Source organism: Rhizobium sp. NZLR1b (genome assembly GCF_019685155.1).
Classification (GTDB): Bacteria; Pseudomonadota; Alphaproteobacteria; order Rhizobiales; family Rhizobiaceae; genus Rhizobium.
Window position 1 is genome coordinate 14,258 of the sequence record NZ_JABDWC010000013.1, and the last position, 20,337, is coordinate 34,594.

The 20,337-nt window shown below is 61.7% G+C and carries 18 protein-coding genes; 13 read left to right on the forward strand and 5 right to left on the reverse strand.

The genetic code is table 11. The features are described 5' to 3' along the window. Positions 1-25: 25 nt before the first annotated feature. Entirely contained in the window at positions 26-1,243 is a 1,218-nt protein-coding gene (locus HJB84_RS18805) for an adenylate/guanylate cyclase domain-containing protein (RefSeq protein ID WP_221116581.1), read from the forward strand. 22 nt (positions 1,244-1,265) lie between these two features. Here HJB84_RS18805 and HJB84_RS18810 read toward each other — a convergent pair whose 3' ends face one another. Together HJB84_RS18810 and HJB84_RS18815 are read right to left on the reverse strand one after the other, a co-directional pair. After that, entirely contained in the window at positions 1,266-2,045 is a 780-nt protein-coding gene (locus tag HJB84_RS18810; RefSeq protein ID WP_207581902.1) for an SDR family NAD(P)-dependent oxidoreductase, read from the reverse strand. 79 nt (positions 2,046-2,124) lie between these two features. After that, positions 2,125-2,520 carry a DoxX family protein gene (locus tag HJB84_RS18815; protein ID WP_207581901.1) on the reverse strand — a complete coding sequence of 132 codons (396 nt, stop codon included), beginning with the start codon at positions 2,518-2,520 and terminating at the stop codon, positions 2,125-2,127. A gap of 276 nt (positions 2,521-2,796) precedes the next feature. On the opposite strand from HJB84_RS18815, the gene HJB84_RS34125 reads away from it, so the two are divergent. After that, a complete protein-coding gene (locus HJB84_RS34125) occupies positions 2,797-3,231 on the forward strand; it encodes a lipocalin-like domain-containing protein (protein ID WP_221116582.1) in 435 nt (144 codons plus the stop codon). Positions 3,232-3,287: 56 nt separating this feature from the next. On the opposite strand, the gene dgoD is transcribed toward HJB84_RS34125, so the two are convergent. Both dgoD and HJB84_RS18830 read right to left on the reverse strand, forming a co-directional pair. Continuing rightward, positions 3,288-4,436: a galactonate dehydratase gene (gene dgoD / locus HJB84_RS18825; RefSeq protein ID WP_207581899.1), complete on the reverse strand. Its 1,149-nt coding sequence runs from the start codon at positions 4,434-4,436 to the stop codon at positions 3,288-3,290. Positions 4,437-4,500: 64 nt separating this feature from the next. Beyond that, a complete protein-coding gene (locus HJB84_RS18830) occupies positions 4,501-5,256 on the reverse strand; it encodes a FadR/GntR family transcriptional regulator (RefSeq protein ID WP_207581898.1) in 756 nt (251 codons plus the stop codon). A 210-nt stretch (positions 5,257-5,466) separates the two neighbouring features. Between HJB84_RS18830 and HJB84_RS18835 the strand changes: the two genes are divergently transcribed. The 10 genes from HJB84_RS18835 (at position 5,467) to HJB84_RS18880 (ending at position 18,536) form a co-directional block, all read left to right on the forward strand. After that, positions 5,467-6,450: an arabinose ABC transporter substrate-binding protein gene (locus tag HJB84_RS18835; protein WP_221116583.1), complete on the forward strand. Its 984-nt coding sequence runs from the start codon at positions 5,467-5,469 to the stop codon at positions 6,448-6,450. Between the two features lie 66 nt (positions 6,451-6,516). Continuing rightward, on the forward strand, positions 6,517-8,022 hold the full coding sequence (gene araG, locus HJB84_RS18840; RefSeq protein WP_221116584.1) for an L-arabinose ABC transporter ATP-binding protein AraG: 1,506 nt from the start codon (positions 6,517-6,519) through the stop codon (positions 8,020-8,022). Between the two features lie 17 nt (positions 8,023-8,039). Beyond that, positions 8,040-8,990: an L-arabinose ABC transporter permease AraH gene (gene araH / locus HJB84_RS18845; RefSeq protein ID WP_207581896.1), complete on the forward strand. Its 951-nt coding sequence runs from the start codon at positions 8,040-8,042 to the stop codon at positions 8,988-8,990. Next, positions 8,987-9,877 carry an aldose 1-epimerase gene (locus HJB84_RS18850; RefSeq protein ID WP_207581895.1) on the forward strand — a complete coding sequence of 297 codons (891 nt, stop codon included), beginning with the start codon at positions 8,987-8,989 and terminating at the stop codon, positions 9,875-9,877. The genes araH and HJB84_RS18850 overlap by 4 nt, the downstream gene beginning before the upstream one ends. After that, positions 9,878-10,657: an SDR family oxidoreductase gene (locus HJB84_RS18855; RefSeq protein ID WP_207581894.1), complete on the forward strand. Its 780-nt coding sequence runs from the start codon at positions 9,878-9,880 to the stop codon at positions 10,655-10,657. Between the two features lie 151 nt (positions 10,658-10,808). After that, positions 10,809-11,240 carry an OsmC family protein gene (locus HJB84_RS18860; protein WP_207581893.1) on the forward strand — a complete coding sequence of 144 codons (432 nt, stop codon included), beginning with the start codon at positions 10,809-10,811 and terminating at the stop codon, positions 11,238-11,240. A gap of 214 nt (positions 11,241-11,454) precedes the next feature. Continuing rightward, the gene (locus HJB84_RS18865; protein WP_207581892.1) at positions 11,455-12,063 is read left to right on the forward strand and encodes a TetR family transcriptional regulator; all 609 of its coding nucleotides are present in this window, start codon (positions 11,455-11,457) and stop codon (positions 12,061-12,063) included. Positions 12,064-12,112: 49 nt separating this feature from the next. Continuing rightward, positions 12,113-13,252: an efflux RND transporter periplasmic adaptor subunit gene (locus tag HJB84_RS18870; protein ID WP_221116585.1), complete on the forward strand. Its 1,140-nt coding sequence runs from the start codon at positions 12,113-12,115 to the stop codon at positions 13,250-13,252. 25 nt (positions 13,253-13,277) lie between these two features. Then, positions 13,278-16,421 carry an efflux RND transporter permease subunit gene (locus tag HJB84_RS18875; protein WP_221116586.1) on the forward strand — a complete coding sequence of 1,048 codons (3,144 nt, stop codon included), beginning with the start codon at positions 13,278-13,280 and terminating at the stop codon, positions 16,419-16,421. Positions 16,422-16,625: 204 nt separating this feature from the next. Continuing rightward, on the forward strand, positions 16,626-18,536 hold the full coding sequence (locus HJB84_RS18880; protein WP_207581889.1) for a beta-N-acetylhexosaminidase: 1,911 nt from the start codon (positions 16,626-16,628) through the stop codon (positions 18,534-18,536). Here the strand turns inward: HJB84_RS18880 and HJB84_RS18885 are convergent. Further along, positions 18,533-19,450, reverse strand: coding sequence for an ROK family protein (locus HJB84_RS18885; RefSeq protein ID WP_207581888.1), 918 nt, complete (start codon positions 19,448-19,450; stop codon positions 18,533-18,535). The genes HJB84_RS18880 and HJB84_RS18885 overlap by 4 nt on opposite strands. Before the next feature lie 294 nt (positions 19,451-19,744). On the opposite strand from HJB84_RS18885, the gene HJB84_RS18890 reads away from it, so the two are divergent. Next, positions 19,745-20,323, forward strand: a complete 579-nt coding sequence (locus tag HJB84_RS18890; RefSeq protein ID WP_221116637.1) for an exopolysaccharide biosynthesis protein — start codon at positions 19,745-19,747, stop codon at positions 20,321-20,323. Positions 20,324-20,337 lie beyond the last annotated feature (14 nt).

Sequence of the window (20,337 nt, forward strand, 5' to 3'; positions counted from 1 at the left end):
TTGGACGAGAGTGAAGGTGAGCGGCATGGATTATAGCGACGTCAGCACGATTGCAGCCTGGGTCACGGAGCAAGGACTGAAGGGTGCTTCGGAAGCCGAGCTCATGACCGGTTTCTGCTCGGCTTGCCGCAATACCGGGCTGCCGCTCGACCGCGGCCTGGCACTAATGGATACGCTGCACCCTGTGCACGAGGGCCGGGCCTTCCGTTGGGACAGCGAGGAGGAAGTCGAGACGGAGTTCGAATACGGCCCGACGAGCTCCGGGGAAGCCGCGGCGAACTGGCAGAGTTCGGCCTTCTATCATCTTTGGTCCAACAATGAACGGGAGATACGCCGGCGTCTCGGCTTCGGCGATCCGATCGATTTCACCATGCTCGACAAGATCGCCGAAGCCGGGCACACGGATTTCGTGGCGATGGTGCATCGTTTCAGCGAGGCCGGCACGATCGGCGAAATGGATTGTTTCTTCTCGCATTTCGCGACCAAACATCCGGAGGGCTTTTCCGATCACGACCTCGCCATCCTGCGCAAGCTCGTGCCGGTGCTGGGGCTGGCGATCAAGTGTATCGGGCTCGGGCGCATCGCCCGCACCATCGCCGAAGTCTATCTCGGCGAGGACGCGGCGCGCCAGGTGATGGAAGGCAAGATCAGCCGCGGCAAATCGGAGCGGATTTCGGCCGCACTCTGGTTTTCGGATCTTCTGAACTACACTAAGATCTCCGACAGCGTGCCGCCTGAGGAGATCATCCCGCTGCTCAACGACTATAGCGAGGCGGTAATTACAGCCATACACGAATCCGGCGGCAACGTGCTGAAGCTGATCGGCGACGGTGTGCTGGCGATCTTCAAGGGCGAGGTGCCGGCGGAGACCTGCCGTGCGGCGCTCAACGCCGAAGCGCTTCTGCGAGAAAAACTCGCCAAGTTGAATGGCGAACGCAAGGCCGGCGACCGGCCGACGACAGATGTCTATATCGGCCTGCATATCGGCGACGTCTTTTACGGCAATATCGGCAGCCAGGACCGGCTGGATTTCACGGTCATCGGCCCTGCGGTCAACGAAGTCAGCCGCATCGCCTCGATCTGCCGCTCGGTCGATCTCAATGTGCTGATGTCCTCCGATTTCGCCTCGGCGATCCCGGAGGAGGAGCGCGCTGCACTCGCCTGCATCGGGCGTTACGCACTGCGTGGCGTGCAGCGCGCCCAGCAGCTCTATACGCTCGAAAGCGCCCGGCTGAACGGCTGATCTTCACAGGGTCGGGTGAGGGCTATCGCAGCAGACCCTGGCCGCCGTCGATCCAGATCGGCGTCCCGGTGATGTGTCGGGCGCGGTCCGAGGCGAGGAAGAGAATGGTTTCGGCGACATCCTCGCTCTTGCCCGCTCTGCCGCCGGCGATCGGGATATCCCCTTGCGGCCAGATGACCGGAACCTCCGTCTCCTCGCGATGGCGGCTATTTGTGTTGGCGCCGATATTGGTCTCGATCTCGCCGGGGCAGACGGCATTGACGCGGATGCCGTGCCGGCCGAGTTCGAGGGCGAGCTGCTGAACCATGGCAACCTGGCCGGCCTTGGTTGCGGTGTAGGCGGTAGCGCCCGGCGTGGTGAATGTCCGGGTGCCGTTGATCGAGGAGACGACGATGATCGAACCGCCGCGGCGCTTCAGGTGAGGCACCGTCAGATGCAAGGTCAGATAGGTGCCGCGCAGATTGACGGCGATGGTCTTGTCCCATTCATCCGGCTTCAGATCGTCGATTGGCGCCCAGACGCCGTTGATCCCGGCGTTGGCGACAACGATGTCGAGGCCATGGAAGATATCGGTCAACCGCGCCACGGCGCTCCGCATTTGAGCCTCGTCACTGGTATCGGCCGTCAGCGCGATCGACCCGCCGCCGGCGGCCTTGATCTCGGCGCAGGTCTTTTCGACCTCGTCGGCCGTGCGGCTCAGCACGGCGATCTTTGCTCCCTCGGCGGCGAGCCTCAGCGCGGCCGCCTTGCCGATGCCGGAACCGGCGCCCGTCACCAACGCGATCTTATCCTTCAGCTCCATGGGCGGCTCTCCTTGCCGTTTGACCGTAAGCCAATGTTCGGCACCACTGTTGGTTCCGGCGGAGAGTGCCTCGAGGGAGCTATCTGAGGAGGCCGTGTCTCAACGCCCATTTCTCCGGCCCGTGGACGGCGGCAAAGAGTAGACCGGCAAGGAAGGTGAAGTGATCGATGAAAAAGCCGAACTCGGCCTGGTTCTGCTGCCAATGAGATGGACCGTGGAAAGCGAAGGCGAGGAAGATCACATAGATCCCTGCCAGCAGGCTCGCCTCGGTGAAGAAGGCCCCGGATATGAAGGCCAGCGCCAGCGCGATCTCGAAGAAGGCTGCGACCCAGGCAAGGAATGTCGCCATCGGAAAACCGGCAGCAGTGATGTAACCCGCCGTCGCACCGATGTCGGCGAACTTGAAGCCGGCGGCCATGAAGAAGATGAAGCTGAAAATGATGCGGGCGACGATGATTGCGATTGCTCTGGCCATCGTAAGATCTCCTGTTTGAGTTTCCACCATGACGGACGAGACGACCGATTTGCTACACGGCAAATAAAAAAGGCTGCTCGCGCGGCCAGCCTCTAACTCAAATGTGGAATGCTTACAGTCGCAAACATACCGTTGCAAAGACCACGCGCAAAACTAGGAGTTTCGGGGATATTTGCGATAGAGTTCACCCCAGGCAGTTTCCTCCGATGGTTATTATTCCACACGAAAGCAGTTGTTCGAGTTTCGCATTGCAACGGTGAACTAAAGGACTACCCGATGCACGCTAGAAATTTGGTCGGTATCTGGATCATCGATTCGTTTCAAATTGAGGACTGCGCAACAGGCCAGCGAACGCATCCTTGGGGCGAGCGCCCGTCTGGAATGGTGATATTCAGTCCCGAAGGCCGCATGTCCGCCCTGATCACACCTGGTGGTCGATCACGCCCAAAGACCGAAGCCGATGAGGCAGCAGCTTTCCGTTCGATGCTGGCTTACTCGGGTCGATACAGGGTCGAGCCGCCCAACCGGCTCGTTACCACCGTCGACATCGCGTGGTTTGAGCCTTGGGTCGGGAGCGAGCAAGTCAGATACTTGGACTTTTCGGGCGACAACCTGACACTCACAAGTGCACCTCTGAGTATGCCTCAACAGGATGCGCCGATGTTCGCTGTTGTGACTTGGAGGCGAGAACTGGCTCGGCAAAGCGACTGAATTCAAAGGCGCCGCAAAAAAAGACATTGTGCGACAGTTCAATGCGAAATGCGCTCTCACCACTCGGCGAAGCTGCCATCGGCGTGGCGCCAGATGGGATTGCGCCAGCGATGACCCTCCTTGGCACGTTCGATGACATAGGCCTCGTCGACCTCGATGCCGAGACCGGGGCCCTGAGGGATCGAGACGAAACCATCGGCATACTGGAACACCTCCTTGTTGGAGATGTAGTCGAGAATGTCGTTGCCCTTATTGTAGTGGATGCCCAGGCTCTGTTCCTGGATGAAGGCATTGTAGCTGACGGCATCGACCTGCAGGCAGGCGGCGAGCGCGATCGGACCCAACGGGCAATGCGGCGCCAGCGCCACGTCATAGGCTTCGGCCATCGCCGCGATCTTGCGGCATTCGGTTATGCCGCCGGCATGCGAAAGATCCGGCTGGATGATATCGACATAGCCGTCCGAAAGAACCTGCTTGAAGTCCCAGCGCGAAAAGAGGCGTTCGCCGAGCGCGATCGGCGTCGAGGTATGGTTGACGATATCGCGCAGGGCTTCCTTGTTTTCGGAAAGCACCGGCTCCTCGATAAACATCAGCTTGTAGGGATCGAGTTCCTTGGCGAGAACCTTGGCCATCGGCTTGTGCACGCGGCCATGGAAATCGACGCCAATGCCGATATGCGGGCCGATTGCCTCGCGGATGGCGGCGATGGTTTCGACCGCCTTTTCCACCTTCTCGTTGGTGTCGACGATCTGCATTTCTTCGCAGCCATTGAGCTTGATCGCCTTGAAGCCGCGGGCGACCACCTCCCTGGCATTGTTGGCGACATCCGCGGGACGGTCGCCGCCGATCCAGGAATAGACCTTGATCCGATCGCGCAGCTGGCCGCCAAGCAGGGAATGGATCGGCTGGCCGAGTGCCTTGCCCTTGATATCCCACAGCGCCTGGTCGATGCCCGAGATCGCGCTCATGTGAACAGCGCCGCCGCGATAGAAGCCGCCGCGATACATCACGGTCCAGTGGTCCTCGATCAGGAAGGGATCCTTGCCGATCAGATAGTCTTCCAGTTCGTGGACGGCAGCCTGAACGGTCAGCGCGCGGCCTTCGACGACCGGTTCACCCCAGCCGACGATGCCTTCGTCGGTTTCGACCTTCAAAAACAGCCAGCGCGGCGGAACGATATAGGTGGTGAGTTTGGTGATCTTCATCGCGTTCTTCAGTCTCTTCTTAGGTTTGCGATCAGCGGCACTTCCGCAGGTTTCCGGTGATCCATCATTTCGTTCTGCCGATCGCCTTTTCGGCGGCGGCAAGGTCGCGCACCGCAAGATCGAGCATGCGGTTGGCGCAGTCGCGGGCGCCAGCCTTGTCGCGCATGCGGAGGGCCTCGACCAACTGGCCGTGAACGAGCACCGCATCCTCGCGATTCTCGACGCCGATGTTGGAGGCATGCAGCGCATATTTCAGCGCCGCATGGATGGCGCTCGACAGGCGGCGGAAGACCTGGTTGTGACTGGCGGTCAGCAGCACCGTGTGGAACATGACGTCGGCATCGGTGAAGCCTTCCGGGTCATGGGCGCTGTCACGCATCTGCCGCCAGGCATTGTCGAGATCGGCGATCTCCTGGGCGCTGGCGCGCTCGGCGGCATATTCGGCTGCTGCCGGCTCGATGGTGCGGCGGGCTTCGAGAATGCAGCCGAGCAGGTCGAAGTCCTTGATGTAGGGTCCCATCCATTCCAGCACGTCGGCGTCGAGGATATTCCAGTCGTCCTTGTCGCAGACGGTGGTTCCGACCCTTGGTTTACCGCGGACCAGCCCCTTTGATTCCAGCACTTTCAGCGATTCGCGAATGACAGTGCGGCTGACGCCGTAGAGTTCGCAGAGGTCGTTCTCGCGGGGCAGCGGCGCGCCCGAGGGATAGCGGTCCGCACAGATATCCTGAGCGATTGCCGCCGTGACGTTGCGGCGGACGCGCGGGCGCTTCTCAATACCAGGGCTTTCGGCCTCGCCCTGTCGCTCGATTGTTTCCAACTCACCTCTCCGCTCTATCTCTGGCGCTAGGCAATCGAACCTCATTATCCGAATTCGATCCGCTATGCGACGCTCCTCCAGGCCCTCGTACATAATCCTATTATTCCAATCATCATACATTGGCAATTGACTGGTATGATGATTTGTCATAATTCATTGGACGCTGCCTGGGAGGCAGTTGCTCGGTTTTAAGAGTTCAGGGAGAGAGAAATGCGCTCGTTCAAAGCAGCCATCCTGGCTGGCACTTTCGCCATTCTGGCCGCCGGCTCGGCATTTTCGGCAGACGTCAAGATAGGGTTCATCGTCAAGCAGCCCGAAGAGCCGTGGTTCCAGGACGAATGGAAATTCGCCGACCAGGCCGCCAAGGAAAAAGGCTTCACCGTCGTCAAGATCGGCGCCGAAGACGGCGAGAAGGTCCAGTCGGCGATCGACAATCTTGGCGCTCAAGGTGCGCAGGGCTTCATCATCTGCACGCCCGACGTCAAGCTCGGCCCCGGCATCGTCGCCAAGGCCGAAGCCAATCAGCTGAAACTGATGACGGTCGACGACCGCCTCGTCAGCGCCGACGGCAAGCCGCTGGAAGACGTGCCGCATATGGGCATCTCCGCTACGAAAATCGGCGAGACCGTCGGCCAGGCGATCGTCGACGAGATCAAGAAGCGCGGCTGGGACATGAAGAATGTCGGCGCGGTCCGGGTCTCCTACGACCAGCTGCCGACCGCCGTTGACCGCGTCGAAGGCGCGATCGCGGTGCTGAAGTCGGCCGGTTTCCCGGCTGAGAACATCTATGACGCGCCACAGGCGAAGACGGACACGGAAGCGGCACTCAATGCGGCGACCACCGTTCTCAACAAACATGCCGAGGTCAAATACTGGGTCGCCTTCGGTCTCAACGACGAAGCCGTCCTCGGCGCCGTCCGCGCTTCGGAATCGGTCGGCATTCCGGCGGCCAACGTCATCGGCGTCGGCATCGGCGGTGCGGAATCGGCGATCAACGAGTTCAAGAAGCCGGCGGCCACGGGCTTTTTCGGCACGGTCATCATCTCGCCGAAGCGTCATGGCTACGAGACGGCGCTGAACATGTACGACTGGATCGCCAACGACAAAGAGCCGGCAAAGCTGACGCTCACTTCCGGTTCGCTGGCGCTGCGTGGCGATTACGAAAAGGTCCGCAAGGATCTTGGCATCGAGTGATCATCCCAGGATGATATGTCCGGCGGCCGCTCAGCGTGCCGTCGGATCCTTCTCGGCGGAGCGGCGATGGCTTTCCTCGAATTCAACAATATCTCCAAGGGTTATCCCGGCGTGCAGGCGCTGGCGAATGTTTCCTTCTCTGTCGAGAAGGGCGCCGTTCACGGACTGATGGGCGAGAACGGTGCCGGTAAATCGACGCTGATCCGCGTCCTATCCGGCGATCAGGCCGCCGATGATGGCCGCGTCCTGATCGACGGCGAGGAGCAGAAATATGGCTCCGTTCGCGACGCTTTCCATGCCGGCGTCATCGTCATCCATCAGGAACTGCAGCTCGTTCCGGAGTTGACGGTCGCCGAAAATCTCTGGCTCGGGCGCTTTCCGGCCAAGGGCGGCATCATCCATTCGAAGACGCTGATCGAGACGGTGCGCTCGAAGCTCGAGGAGATCGGCATCGATGTCGATCCGTCGGCCAAGGTCGCCTCGCTTTCGATCGGCGCCCGGCAGATGGTCGAGATCGCCAAGGCCGTCATGCTCGACGCACGGGTGATCGCGCTTGATGAGCCGACCTCCTCGCTTTCCTCGCGCGAGAGCGAGATCCTGTTTTCGCTGATCGACAGGCTGAAGGCGAAGGGAACGGTCATTCTCTACGTCTCGCACCGTCTCGACGAGATCTTCAGGCTTTGCGACAGCCTGACGGTGTTGCGCGACGGCAAGCTCGCCGCCCACCATCCGGACATCGCTGAAACGACGCGCGAGCAGATCATTTCGGAAATGGTCGGACGCGAGATCAGCAATGTCTGGGGATGGCGCGAACGCGCGCTCGGCGACATCAGGCTCCAGGTCAAGAACCTGTCGGGGCCGAGGTTGCGCAACCCGATCAGTTTCTCCGTCCGCCAGGGCGAGATCGTCGGTTTCTTCGGCCTGATCGGTGCCGGCCGCAGCGAGATGGCGCGGCTGCTCTACGGCGCCGATAGCAGGCATCAGGGTCAGGTCGCGATCGATGGCGTTGCCGTCTCGCCGAACAATCCGAAGGCGGCGATCAACGCCGGGATGGTGCTTTGCCCCGAGGACCGCAAATTCGACGGCATTGTCCAGGGACGATCGATCGAAGAGAATATCGCGATTTCGTCGCGCCGGCATTTTTCGCCCTTCGGAATTCTGAGCCCGAGACAGGAAGCGGCGCTGGCGGATCGGTTCATTGCCCGACTTCGGGTACGAACGCCGTCGCGCAAACAGGACATCATCAATCTCTCCGGAGGCAATCAGCAGAAGGTCATTCTCGGGCGCTGGCTGTCCGAGCAGGGGATCAAGGTCCTCGTCATTGACGAGCCGACGCGCGGCATCGATGTCGGGGCGAAATCGGAAATCTACGACATCCTTTACGAGCTTGCGGCCGGCGGCATGGCGATCGTGGTGATCTCCAGCGAGCTGCCTGAAGTCATGGGCATCTCTGATCGCATCATGGTGATGTGCCAGGGCAGAGTGGCGGCCAATGTTGCCCGACAGGATTTCGACGAGCGCGCCATTCTGACCGCCGCACTTCCGGACAAGAATGCGGCAGGCATCATTTAGGACCAGGAATACGGATAATGAATTCGTTGAAAAAAATTCTTCTCGGCGAGCAGGGACTGGTGGTGATTTTCGCTGCCGCCTTCGTCATCGTCTCGCTCTTCGTGCCGAATTTCCTGACCGAGCGAAACATGCTGGGGCTGCTGCAGTCGGTCGTCACGATCGGCATCGTCGCCTGCACGATGATGTTCTGCCTGGCGTCGCGCGATTTCGACCTTTCGGTCGGATCGATCGTCGCTTTCTCCGGCATGATCGCAGTGATGGTCTCGAACGCGACGGGCTCAATCCCTCTTGGTTTGTTCGCCGCCCTGCTTTGCGGCGCCGTCGTCGGCTTGGTCAACGGCATCATCATCGCCCGCTTTCGCATCAATGCGCTGATCACCACGCTGGCGACTATGCAGATCGTGCGCGGTCTGGCGCTGATCGCCTCGGACGGCCGCGCCGTCGGCATCAACGATCCTGCTTTCTACCAGCTTGCCCTATCGCGCTTCCTCACCGTGCCGACGCCGATCTGGATCATGCTGGTCCTTTTTCTGCTCTTCGGTTTCGTGCTCAATCGCACCGTCTTCGGCAAGAACACGCTGGCGATCGGCGGCAATCCAGAGGCCTCGCGGCTTGCCGGCGTCAATGTCGTCAACATGCGCATCTGGATCTTTGCGCTGCAGGGTCTCGTCTGCGGCATTGCCGGCATCCTGCTTGCTTCGCGCATCACCTCCGGCCAGCCGAATGCGGCGACGGGACTTGAGCTCTCGGTGATTTCGGCCTGTGTGCTTGGCGGCGTCTCGCTGGCCGGCGGCCGGGCGGCAATGAGTGGGGTCATCGTCGGCGTGCTGATCATGGGCATTGCTGAAAACGTTATGAATCTGCTGAATATCCAGGCATTCTATCAGTATGTCGTGCGCGGCCTGATCCTGCTGATCGCGGTGCTGCTCGACAATTTGAGATCTTCGGCTGCGGGGCGGCGTGGATGAGTGAAGGTAGAGCCGTGAGCGACATCGAACTGAGGCACGGTGATCTCGCCGTCAGGGTCAGCCCCCGGGGTGCCGCGGTCACCGCCGCGACGTTTCGAGGCATGCCCTTTCTCGTGGCCGCCGGCGGGCCGGATGGGACGATGGCGAATTTTGCGATGGTGCCGTTCGGCAATCGCGTCGAGGGCAACGCCATGTCCTTTGCCGGACGCGATTATGCCTTCGAGCCGAATACTTCCGATCCGCTCTACCGGCACGGCGACGGCTGGCTGAGCCTCTGGCAGCTTGAAGACTCCAGCCCGGAGCATGCGCAGTTTTCCTTTTCCCGCGCCGCCGACGGGGTTTCACCCTATGCCTATCTTACCCGGCAGGAGATCCGTCTCGCCGGCGATGCACTGGTGCTGACGCTGTCCGTCGAAAACCGCGGTGAAGCGGCTCTCCCCTTCGGGCTTGGTCAACATCCCTTTTTCGCACGGACGCCAAAGACGCGACTGACGATTGCGGCCGATCGCTATTGGAACGAGCGGCCGGACCATCTGCCTGAGATGCCCGGTCCTGTGCCCGGCTATTTCGATTTCGGATCCGAAAAGCTGTTGCCCCAGAGATGGATGAACAATGCCTTCGAGGGTTGGAATGGGCAGGCGGCAATCGCCTGGCCGGAGCTTGGAATTCAGGCGGCGCTGGAAGCCGACGGCGCGCTCGATCGCTTCATGCTGTATATGCCGGTCGACCGGAGCGACTTCTTCTGCCTCGAGCCGATGAGCCACCTGCCGAACGGCCACCATCTGCCGGATTTGGGTGGGCTGACGCCGCTTGCGCCGGGGGAGGTTCTTGCCGGCGGGGTAACGATCCTGATGTCGGCGCTGCCGGTTCAATCGGAGGGGAGATAGATGGGCAGCCGCCTGCAGGGCAAGCACATCCTGATAACAGGAGCCGCGCAGGGTATCGGTCTTGCGATTGCAAAGGCTTTTATGCGGGAGGATGCCGCCGTCTTTCTCGTCGACCGCGACGCCGCACTGCTGGCGAAGACGGCGAAAGAGCTTAATAGCATCGGTGGGCGGCTTGGTTATCTGCCGGCCGACATTACCGATTCTGGAACGATCACGACATTGGTCGCTCAGGCGAATGAAGAGATCGGACAGCTGAATGCGCTCGTCAACAATGCCGGTGTCAATGTCTTTGCCGAACCGCTCGAGACGACCGACGAGGTATGGAACCGCTGCTTCGACATCAATCTGAAGGGCGCGTGGAACTGTTGCAAGGCGGTGCTGCCTGGCCTGATCGAACAGGGCGGCGGCGTCATCCTCAACATTGCTTCGACGCACGCTTTCACTATCATCCCGCACACATTTCCTTATCCGCTGGCAAAACACGCGCTGCTTGGAATGACGAAATCCCTGGGTCTCGAATATGCGGCCCGCAATATCCGGGTAAACGCGCTGGCGCCGGGCTATGTCTCGACGCAGAAAGTGATCGATTACTGGAACGGCTTCCCAGATCCTGAGGCGGCAAAGGCTGAGACGATGAGGCTGCATCCCAGCGGGCGCATCGCGACGCCAGAGGAGATCGCCTTGGCCGCCGTGTTCATGATCTCAGACGAGTGCCCGTTCATGAATGCCACCTGCCTGACGATCGACGGCGGTCTCAGCGTGCTGCAGCATCCAGCCTGAAAGCGCTTCGATTCCGGCTGATTTTTACAGGCCTGTCGTCTTCTCGCGATAGAGCATTATATTGCCCATCGGGAAGGCTATCTGATCTTCCGCAGGCATGGAGCGGCGCCCTGCCGCTCCCTCGAAAGCACAATAGAAACAGGAGGACGGCATGCAGATCAATCGCACGGCTTCGGCTCATTGGACCGGTGGCCTCAAAGACGGCAAAGGCCTGATCTCGACGCAGAGCGGCGCCCTGAAGGACTATCCCTACGGCTTTGCCAGCCGCTTCGAAGGCATTGCCGGCACCAACCCGGAAGAGCTGATAGGTGCTGCCCATGCCGGCTGCTTCACCATGGCGCTGTCATTGATCCTCGGCGAAGCCGGTTTTACCGCCGAGCATATGGAAACCTCCGCCAAGGTGACGCTCGAAAGCGTCGAAGGCGGCTTTGCCATTACCGCCATCCACCTTTCGCTCACCGGTCGTATTCCCGGCGCCGATGAGGCGACCTTCACCGAACTTGCCAACAAGGCGAAGGCCGGCTGCCCGGTTTCCAAGGCGCTCGCCTCCGTTCCGATCACGCTCGACGTCAAGCTCGGCTAATTTCCGTTGCCGTTGACGAGGTGCCGCGCGCGTTTGGCGTCGCGGCATTTTTCTATTGCGTTCGATAATAACGTTCGACCGCTCCAGGAAATCCTCACATCTACCAGAAGGACGCGCATCGGTATGGTGCAGCCTGTGTGTTGACAAATGATGCCTGATATTTTACGATTGACGAAATTCAAAAATCGTCAGTCGTAATTCGAGCATCGAAACCATGGACGACATTACGGAAAATACACTGGACGTCACCCGGCAGGAGAATGTTACCCGCATTCTCGATGCGGCCGAGCGGCTGTTCCGCCACTATGGCTACAGCAAGACGACGGTGGCTGACATTGCCCGCGATCTTGGCATGTCGCCGGCCAATGTCTATCGTTTCTTCGCCTCGAAGGTGGAAATCCACCAAGCGATCTGCGGGCGTATGCTCGCCACCTGCTATCAGCTCGCCTACGACGTCCGCCACCTTCCGATCAGCGCCAGTGAACGATTGCGCCGCTATGTCGAGACTCAGCACCAGTGGACGTTGGATACGATGCTCGATGAGACGAAGGTTCATGAGATGATCGTCGTCGCGATCGAGCGCGACTGGCACGTCATCGAAAAACATATCGATCGCATTCATGACATCATCGCCGAAATTATCGCCGAAGGCATTGCAGCCGGCGAGTTCGCCGAGCAGGACCCCGTCGCCGCCTCGCGTTGCTTCGGCGCGGCGACGAACACGCTCTGCCATCCGCAAATGGTGGCGCAATGTCTCTCCAAGACGAACCGCGCGAGCATCGACGAACTGATCGACTACGTGATCAGGGCGCTGAAGAAATAACGGACGGCAGCCGCCGCCGACCCCCCAAAACGATCCAGGAGTGCGGAAGATGTTTTCGCTCAAGACCCTTAGCCATCGCATCCCGTCCGTCGCCCGCCTTGTGCTTGTCGGCGCCATCGGCATCGGTGTTTCCGCCTGCTCGGAAGAAAAGGCTGAGGTCAAGCAAGTCATCCGGCCGGTGAAGGTCGTCGAGATCGCCAAGGCCGGCGACACGCGCAAGCTCGACTATTCGGGCTCGGTCAAGGCGCGCACGGAGATGAACCTCGGGTTTCGCGTCGCGGGCAAGATCACCGAACGCCTCGTCGATATCGGCGACCGGGTGACGCCGGGCGACGTTCTCGCCCGCGTCGACGCCACCGATTACCAACTGGCGGTCAGAACGGCGGAAGCCAATCTTGCTTCGGCCGAAAGAGGCGTTGAAACCGCCGACCTCGCCAACAAACGCGCCGAGCAGCTTTTCGACAAGAGTGTCGCTCCGAAGTCGCAGGTCGAACAGGCCGCGCTCAGTCATGACCAGGCGATTTCGCAGCGCGATGCCGCCCTTTCCGCGCTCGACCAGGCGAAGAACCAGGTGAGCTACACCGAGCTCAAGGCCGGTCAGAACGGCATCGTCACATCAATCAATGCCGATACCGGTCAGGTCGTCGGTTCCGGCGCCGCCGTCGTCACCGTTGCCGTCGACGGCGAGAAGGAAGTGCAGATCGCGGTTCCGGAAAACGACATTGCCGAATTCAAGCCGGGCAAGACGGTCAAGGCAAGCTTCTGGGCCGATGCCAGACTGGTGCTCGACGGCAAGGTGCGGGAGGTGTCCGGCAGCGCCGACCAGCAGTCCCGCACCTTTGCTGTCCGGGTGAGCCTGCCGAACGATCCGCAGGTGTTGCTCGGCATGACGGCGACGATCGAGGCCGACGTCAGCAACGGCAACAGCTATGTCTCGATCCCGCTCAGCGCACTGGCTGAAACGGACGGCAAGCAGATGGTCTGGACCGTCGACCGTGACACGGCGACCGTGCATGGCCGCGACATCAAGGTCGCCGATTTCACCGGCGACGGCGTGCATGTGACCGAAGGCCTCGATACCGGCGATCTCGTCGTTGCCGCCGGCACGCAGTTCATGAGCGAAAATCTGAAGGTGAAGGCGCCGGACCAGCAGTCGGCCCTGGCCACCACGGACCAGACCGTCCGCTGATCAGGTCATAAAAGGGAACGGAACCATGGACGCCACCACCGAAAAGCGACCCTTCAATCTGTCGCGCTGGGCGATCGGCCATCCGAGCATCGCCCGCTTCCTCTTCGGACTGATCATCATCACCGGCGTGCTCGGTCTGATGCGCATGGGCCAGCGCGAGGATCCCGAATTCACCTTCCGCGTCATGGTCGTTCAGGCGATCTGGCCGGGCGCTTCTATCCAGGAGATGGAAGATCAGGTCGTCAACAAGATCGAGCGCAAGCTACAGGAAACCCCGCATATCGACTGGGTCAAGTCCTATACGAGGGCGGGCAGTGCGATCATCACCCTGCAGGTCAAGGGTGACACCAATTCGCAACAGGTAGCGGATGCCTTCTACCAGGTGCGCAAGAAGGTCGGCGACATCTCCAGCGAGCTACCGCAGGGCCTGCTCGGCCCCTATTTCAACGACGAATTCGGCGACACCTTCATCACGCTGCATTCGATCAGCGGCGACGGCTATTCCTATCCGGAACTGAAGAAATTCGCGATCGAGGCGCGCGACATGCTGCTGACGACGCCGGGTGTCGAGAAGGCGGTCATCATCGGCGACCAGCCTGAGAAGATCTATATCGACGTCTCGTCCAAGGCGCTCGCCGAGCGCGGCCTGACGATCCTCGACCTGCAGAACGCCATCAACGGCCAGAACAATGTCGATCCGGCGGGCTCCGTCGATACCGGCCTGCGCTCGGTGCGCATCTCCGTCGAAGGCGACGTGAAGAAGGCGGCCGATATCCGCGAATTGCGCCTTCGCGCCGGCGGCCAAGTGACCCGGCTCGGCGATATCGCCACCGTCAGTTCCGGGCTCGAGGATCCCTATCAGCGCAAGTACCGTTTCAACGGCCATGACAGCGTCCAGGTCGGCGTCGTGATGGCCAAGGGCTTCAACGTCACCGATGTCGGCAAGGGCGTCGAGGCGACCTATCAGCGCTTCGAGGAGGCGCTGCCCTACGGCGTCGCGGTCGATCAGATCGCCAACCAGCCCGACGTGGTGACGGATGCGGTCAGCGAATTCATGCATGCGCTCGGCGAAGCCCTTGTCATCGTGCTTATTGTCTCGTTCCTGTCGATCGGCTGGCGCTCGGGCCTCGTCATCGCCATTGCCATTCCGCTGGTGCTCGCTGCCACCTTCGCGCTAATGTACGAACTCGGCATCGACCTGCAGCGCATCTCGCTCGGCGCGCTGATCATCGCGCTCGGCCTGCTCGTCGACGATGCGATGATCGTCGTCGAGATGATGGAGCGAAAGCTGGAGGAGGGGCTGGTCAAGATCGAAGCGGCAAGCTTCGCCTATTCCTCGACCGCTTTCCCGATGCTGACGGGTACGCTGATCACCACGGCCGGCTTCATTCCCGTCGGCTTCGCTACATCGACGGCCGGCGAATATGTGCGTTCGCTGTTTTATGTCGTCGGCATCGCGCTGGTCACCTCGTGGTTCGTCGCCGTCTATTTCACGCCGTGGCTCGGCTACATGATCCTCAAACAGCGCCATCACGCCGGCGAGCATCACGACGCGTTCGACACCGGCTTCTATCGCCGTCTGCGCGGCACGGTCGGCTGGGCGGTGCGCCACCGGGTCATCGTGCTGCTGCTGACGCTCGGCACCTTCGTCACCAGCCTCTGGGCCTTCCAGTTCATTCCGCAGAATTTCTTCCCGCAATCGTCGCGGCCGGAAATCCTTGTCGATCTGTGGCTGCCCGAGGGCACCAGCATCAAGGAAGTCGAGGTGCAGGCAAAGGCGCTCGAAGCCAAGATGATGGATGATCCCGACAAGAAGTTCATCGCCACCTATATCGGCGAAGGCGCGCCGCGCTTCTTCCTGCCGCTCGACCAGCAGTTGCGCAACCCGAACTTCGCCCAGCTCCTCGTCATGGCCAATGACGAACCGGCGCGTGAGCGGCTGATCGTCAAGCTGCGGGCGATTCTTGCAGAGGATTTCCCGGAGATTCGCGGCAAGGTCGATCGTCTCTTCCTCGGCCCGCCGACTGGCTGGCCGGTGCAGATGCGCGTCATGGGGCCGGACCGACAGGAAGTGCGAGCCATCGCCGATCAGGTAAAGGCGCGCTTCCAGGCCAATCCGATGCTCGGCGCCATTCATGACGACTGGCTGGAACAGGTGCCGGCGATGAAGCTAGTGATCGACCAGGACCGCGCCCGGGCCCTTGGCGTCACCTCGCAGCGGGTTCGCCAGATGCTGCAGACCGCCATGTCCGGTGCGGCACTCGACGATTTCCGCGACGGCGAGGAGACGGTCTCGATCGTCGCCCGTGAGCCGGATGCCAGCCGTTCGCTGCTGTCGGCGGTGAACTCGGTCTATGTGCCGACGGATTTCGGCGGCTTCGTGCCGGTCTCGCAGGTGGCCAAGGTCGTGCCGGTCATGGAGCAGGGCATCGAATGGCGGCGCAACCGCCTGCCGACGATCACCGTGCGGGCGACGTTGCCCGATGGCGTGCAGCCGAACGACGTGGTGATGAAGATGTATGCCGACATGAAGGACATGCGCGATAGCCTGCCGGCCGGCTACAATGTCGAAATCCAGGGCGGCGCCGAGGATGCGGCGGAAAGCCAGATGTCGATCGCCGCCAAGGCGCCGATCATGCTCGCCGTCATCATCGTGCTGCTGATGGTACAACTGCAGCACTTCGGCAAGGCGATGCTGGTGCTGGCGACCGGTCCGCTCGGGATTATCGGCGCGGCGGCCGCCTTGCTGATCAGCGGCGCGCCGTTCGGCTTCGTGGCGATCCTCGGTGTCATCGCGCTGCTCGGCATCATCATGCGCAACTCGATCATCCTGGTCGACCAGATCGACCAGGATATCAAGGCCGGCATGCACCGGCAGGAGGCGATCGTCGGTGCTGCCGTGCGGCGTTTCCGGCCGATCATGCTGACGGCGCTGACCGCCGTGCTCGCACTGATCCCGATCTCGCGCGGCGTCTTCTGGGGTCCGCTCGCCTACGCCATGATGGGCGGCATCCTGGTCGCGACCGTGCTTACGATTCTGGTTCTGCCTGCCGGTTACGCGCTTTTCTTCGGCCGGGAGCCGAAGGCAAAGGACGAGCCAGGCCAGGATGCCGACGCCATCCAGGAAGAGGCGGATGACAGACATCCGCCGGCGTTGGCAGCAGAGTGAGGACGGCGCGGCGAAAGCCGCGCCGTTTTCCTTACGAGGTCGCAGCTCTCTCATCAAACCACGTTGCGCTGCCCGCTCGCCTTTGAACCTGCGTGCCGATTCCATTGCCGCCCCGAAAGAGCTAAGCTGCGAAAACATGCCGGAAGAGCAAGACGGCGTCTCGGCGATGCATTGCCGCCGACGAGTTTGCGGGGAGGCACGATCATGGCCGATTATCGTTTGGACGCGAGCTGGAGCCCGATCGAGGACAGTCTCGGGCGTTTGACCTTCACGCTCTTCAATCTTTCGGCCGAGCCGCTTTCCGGCTTCTCGCTTTCCTATGTATCGGCAACGCGGGTTGCCGACGCAAATGTCTGCGACGGCGCCAGCCGGACGCGGCAGGTTGCGAATTTCCATGAATTCCTGCCGCCCGACGGGCTGAGCATTGCCCCGGGCGGGCGCTGGCGGTTCACCGTCGAAGGGCTGGCCAGCGAACCGAAACATAGGACGGATGGTATCAAATCTGCCCATCTGACGCTTATGGACGGCCGTCACGTTCCGGTTACTTTCGGCGATCTCATGCTCGAAGGCCGGGATGGCGGTGTGGCGCCGCCGCTTCTGCCGCCGGGCCGGATCGAGGAGCCCTATGCGCTGCTGCCCTGGCCGCTGTCGCTCGGGCTGAAGGCGGGAGACTTGCCGGTCGTCCTTTATCCCGTTGAAAGGACCCGGCCCGATGCGATCAAGGCGCTCTCCCTGGTTCTCGCGCTTTGCCAGCGGCTCTATCCGGCCGACAGCGCGCCGTTCTCGCTCGGTGCCGTCAAAGGCGGGCGAGCCATTCGTTTCGTCACCGAATCATCGATCGCCGCCTTCGCTTACGAACTGCGTTTCTCCTCGCATGAGATCGTGCTTTCGAGCGCGGACCCAGCGGGGCGGCAATACGGGCTGATCAGCCTGGCGCAATTGCTGCACGGCGCCCGCGCCGATCGCGAGCGCTTCCAATTTCCCAATTTCGGCACGATCGCCGACCAGCCGCGCCATGACTGGCGCGGCTGTCATCTCGATGTGTCGGGGCGGTTTTATCCGGTGGCGGACGTCATGCGGCTGATCGATATCCTGGCGTGGAACAAACTCAATATTTTCCATTGGCACCTGACCGATGACGAAGCCTGGCGGTTGGAGATCAAGGCCTATCCCGCGCTGACGGAAATCGGCGCACGGGGTGGGCCTGACGAAGCGCTGGCGGCGCAGTACGGCGACGGGCCGGAAACACGCACCGGCCATTATACGCAAGACGACGTCAGGCGGATCGTTGCGCATGCCGCATCGCTTGGTGTCGAGGTGGTGCCGGAAATCGATATTCCCGGCCACAGCGCCGCAGCGCTGTCTTCATTACCCGATCTCGTCGATCCGCAGGAGGCTGAGGATAGTTACCGCTCACCGCAAGGTTATGCCAACAATGCCCTCAACCCGGCGGTCGAATTCACTTACGAATTCCTCGGCAACGTGTTCGACGAAATGGTGGCGCTGTTTCCCGGCGAGTATTTTCATATCGGCGGTGACGAGGTTGCGTCCGGCGCCTGGCTTTCCTCGCCGCTCTGCCAGGCGCTGATGGAGCGGGAGAAACTGGCCGGCGCCGCCGCGCTGCAATCTCACTTCCTGAAGCGCGTCCAGGGCATGCTGTCGGAACGCGGCAGGAAGCTTGCCGGCTGGAATGAGGTCTCGAACGGTGGCGGCGTCGATCGCGACGGCACGCTGTTGATGGCCTGGGAAAGGTCCGATGTCGGCATCGAACTGGCGCAGGCAGGTTACGACGTGGTGATGACGCCGGGACAGGCCTACTATCTCGACATGGCGCAGGCGGAAGCCTGGTCCGAGCCCGGCGCAAGCTGGGCAGGCTTCACGCCGCCGGAGCGGACCTATTGTTACGAGGCCGAGGGCGAGTTGCCGGAGGCGCTGAAGGGGAAGATGCGCGGCATCCAGGCCTGTATCTGGAGCGGCAACATCGCCTCGCGCACCCATTTCAACCGGCTGGTCTTTCCGCGCCTTCCGGCAATCGCCGAGGCGGCCTGGACGCCTCTGGCGCGCAAGGACTGGGATCGGTTCGCAGCGATCGTGCGGATGTGGCCGGTGCTTTAGGCCACCACCACGTCCGCCTTCAATCCCAGCAGTGCTGCGCCGATCAGGCCGGGTTCGATACGGCATTGGCTGCGCACCACCAGCGGCCGGTCGAATTTGCGCAGGATGCGGGCGCGCACGGCGTGATCGAGCTCGGCAAGCAGCGGCTCGACATTGGACAGCCCGCCGCCGACCGGCACGATGGTGGCGCCGGTGATGTTGATCGTCAGCGCCAGGGGCGAGGCGACGAGATCGACATAGACGTCGATCGTCCGTGTCGCCTTCTCCTCATCATGTTGCCATTGAGCGATGATTTCTTCGCTCGAAAGGTCGAGATCATGCAGCGTCTTGTGCAGGCGCTCCAGGCCACGGGCGCCGCCGACCGTGTCGACGCATCCCCTCTGGCCGCAGCCGCAGGCATAGGCAGGAATGGTGGCAGGCGGATAACCGGCTGCGGATGCGATGATCGGCCCGTGACCCCATTCGCCGGCAAAACCGCCGGCCTCATTGACGAGGCGCCCGTCGGCAACCAGGCCGCCGCCGACGCCGGTGCCGAGGATGGCGCCGAAGACGATGCGGTGGCCGCGACCGGCGCCGAGGCCGGCTTCGGCCATGGCGAAACAGTCGGCGTCGTTGGCGATCAGCACCGGAAGGCCGAGTTCCGCTTCGAGATCTGCCGCCAGCGTGCGGCCATGGATGCAGGGAATGTTGGCGCAGGTCAGCCGCTGCGTATCGGGATCAACGACGCCGGCGATGGAGAGGGCAATGCGGCTCGGCTCTTCGCCGGTTTCAGTGATGATGGCGCGCAAGGTCTCGACGAAAGCGGCGAAATCATCCCTCGGTGTCGGATGCCGGCCGAGGGGGACGATGTCCGTCTCGGAGCGAGCGATGCCACCCTTGATGGCGGAGCCGCCGATGTCGAATGAAATGATCATTGCCACCCTGCCGTTTCTCTGGTCTGTGATGTCTGCTCGCACTGTTGGCGGGGAATTACAAGCCTTCATTCCGCCGCGCGCCACGCGCTTGCGGCGCGAAGAGGAATGATCGAGCCAAATCGCCACCAACAGCTATTCCTGTCTCACAAGTCATTCAATTGGCATATTGCGCGGCCAAAATCTGCGCCTGTACTTCCATCATCTACTGGTATCATGACCATCGAAAACGCCGATTCCCATAGACGCAGAAGACCACGTCCACCCCGTCCCAAAGGCCGCCGCCTCTCATCCATCCTGCGTCAGCTGGCCGCCGACCGGAGCCGGGAGCGGATTTCGATCGGCGACCTGTTCCAGACGATGGGCGACAGGGCGATCATCGCGTTGATGCTGATCTTCGCGCTGCCGAACGCTTTTCCCACGCCGCCCGGCACTTCGGCAGTGCTCGGCGCTCCGCTCGTCTTCCTGGCCGCGCAGTTGACCTTTGGGCTGAAACCCTGGCTTCCGAGGATAATTGCCGACCGTTCGATGCGGCGGGAGGATTTCGAGACCATTGTCGGCCGCATCCACCGCTGGCTCGCCTGGGCGGAGCGCATGCTGAAGCCAAGGCTTGCGATCTTTGCCGAGCCGCCAGCGGAATATCTCGCCGGGGCCGCGTGCCTGCTGCTGTCGATCGTGCTGCTGCTACCGGTCCCGCTCGGCAACATCCTGCCGGCGATCACGATCTCGGTCTTCGCTTTCGGCATATCGGGCCGTGACGGGCTCTTCGCCCTGATCGGCTTCGTGATGACGGCGGTGTCGCTGGTCGTTGCCGGCGGCGTGATTTACGGTCTCGTGAAGGCGGCGATCTATCTCGTCTTACAATGGTTTGCCTGAGCATTTCTGCAGGG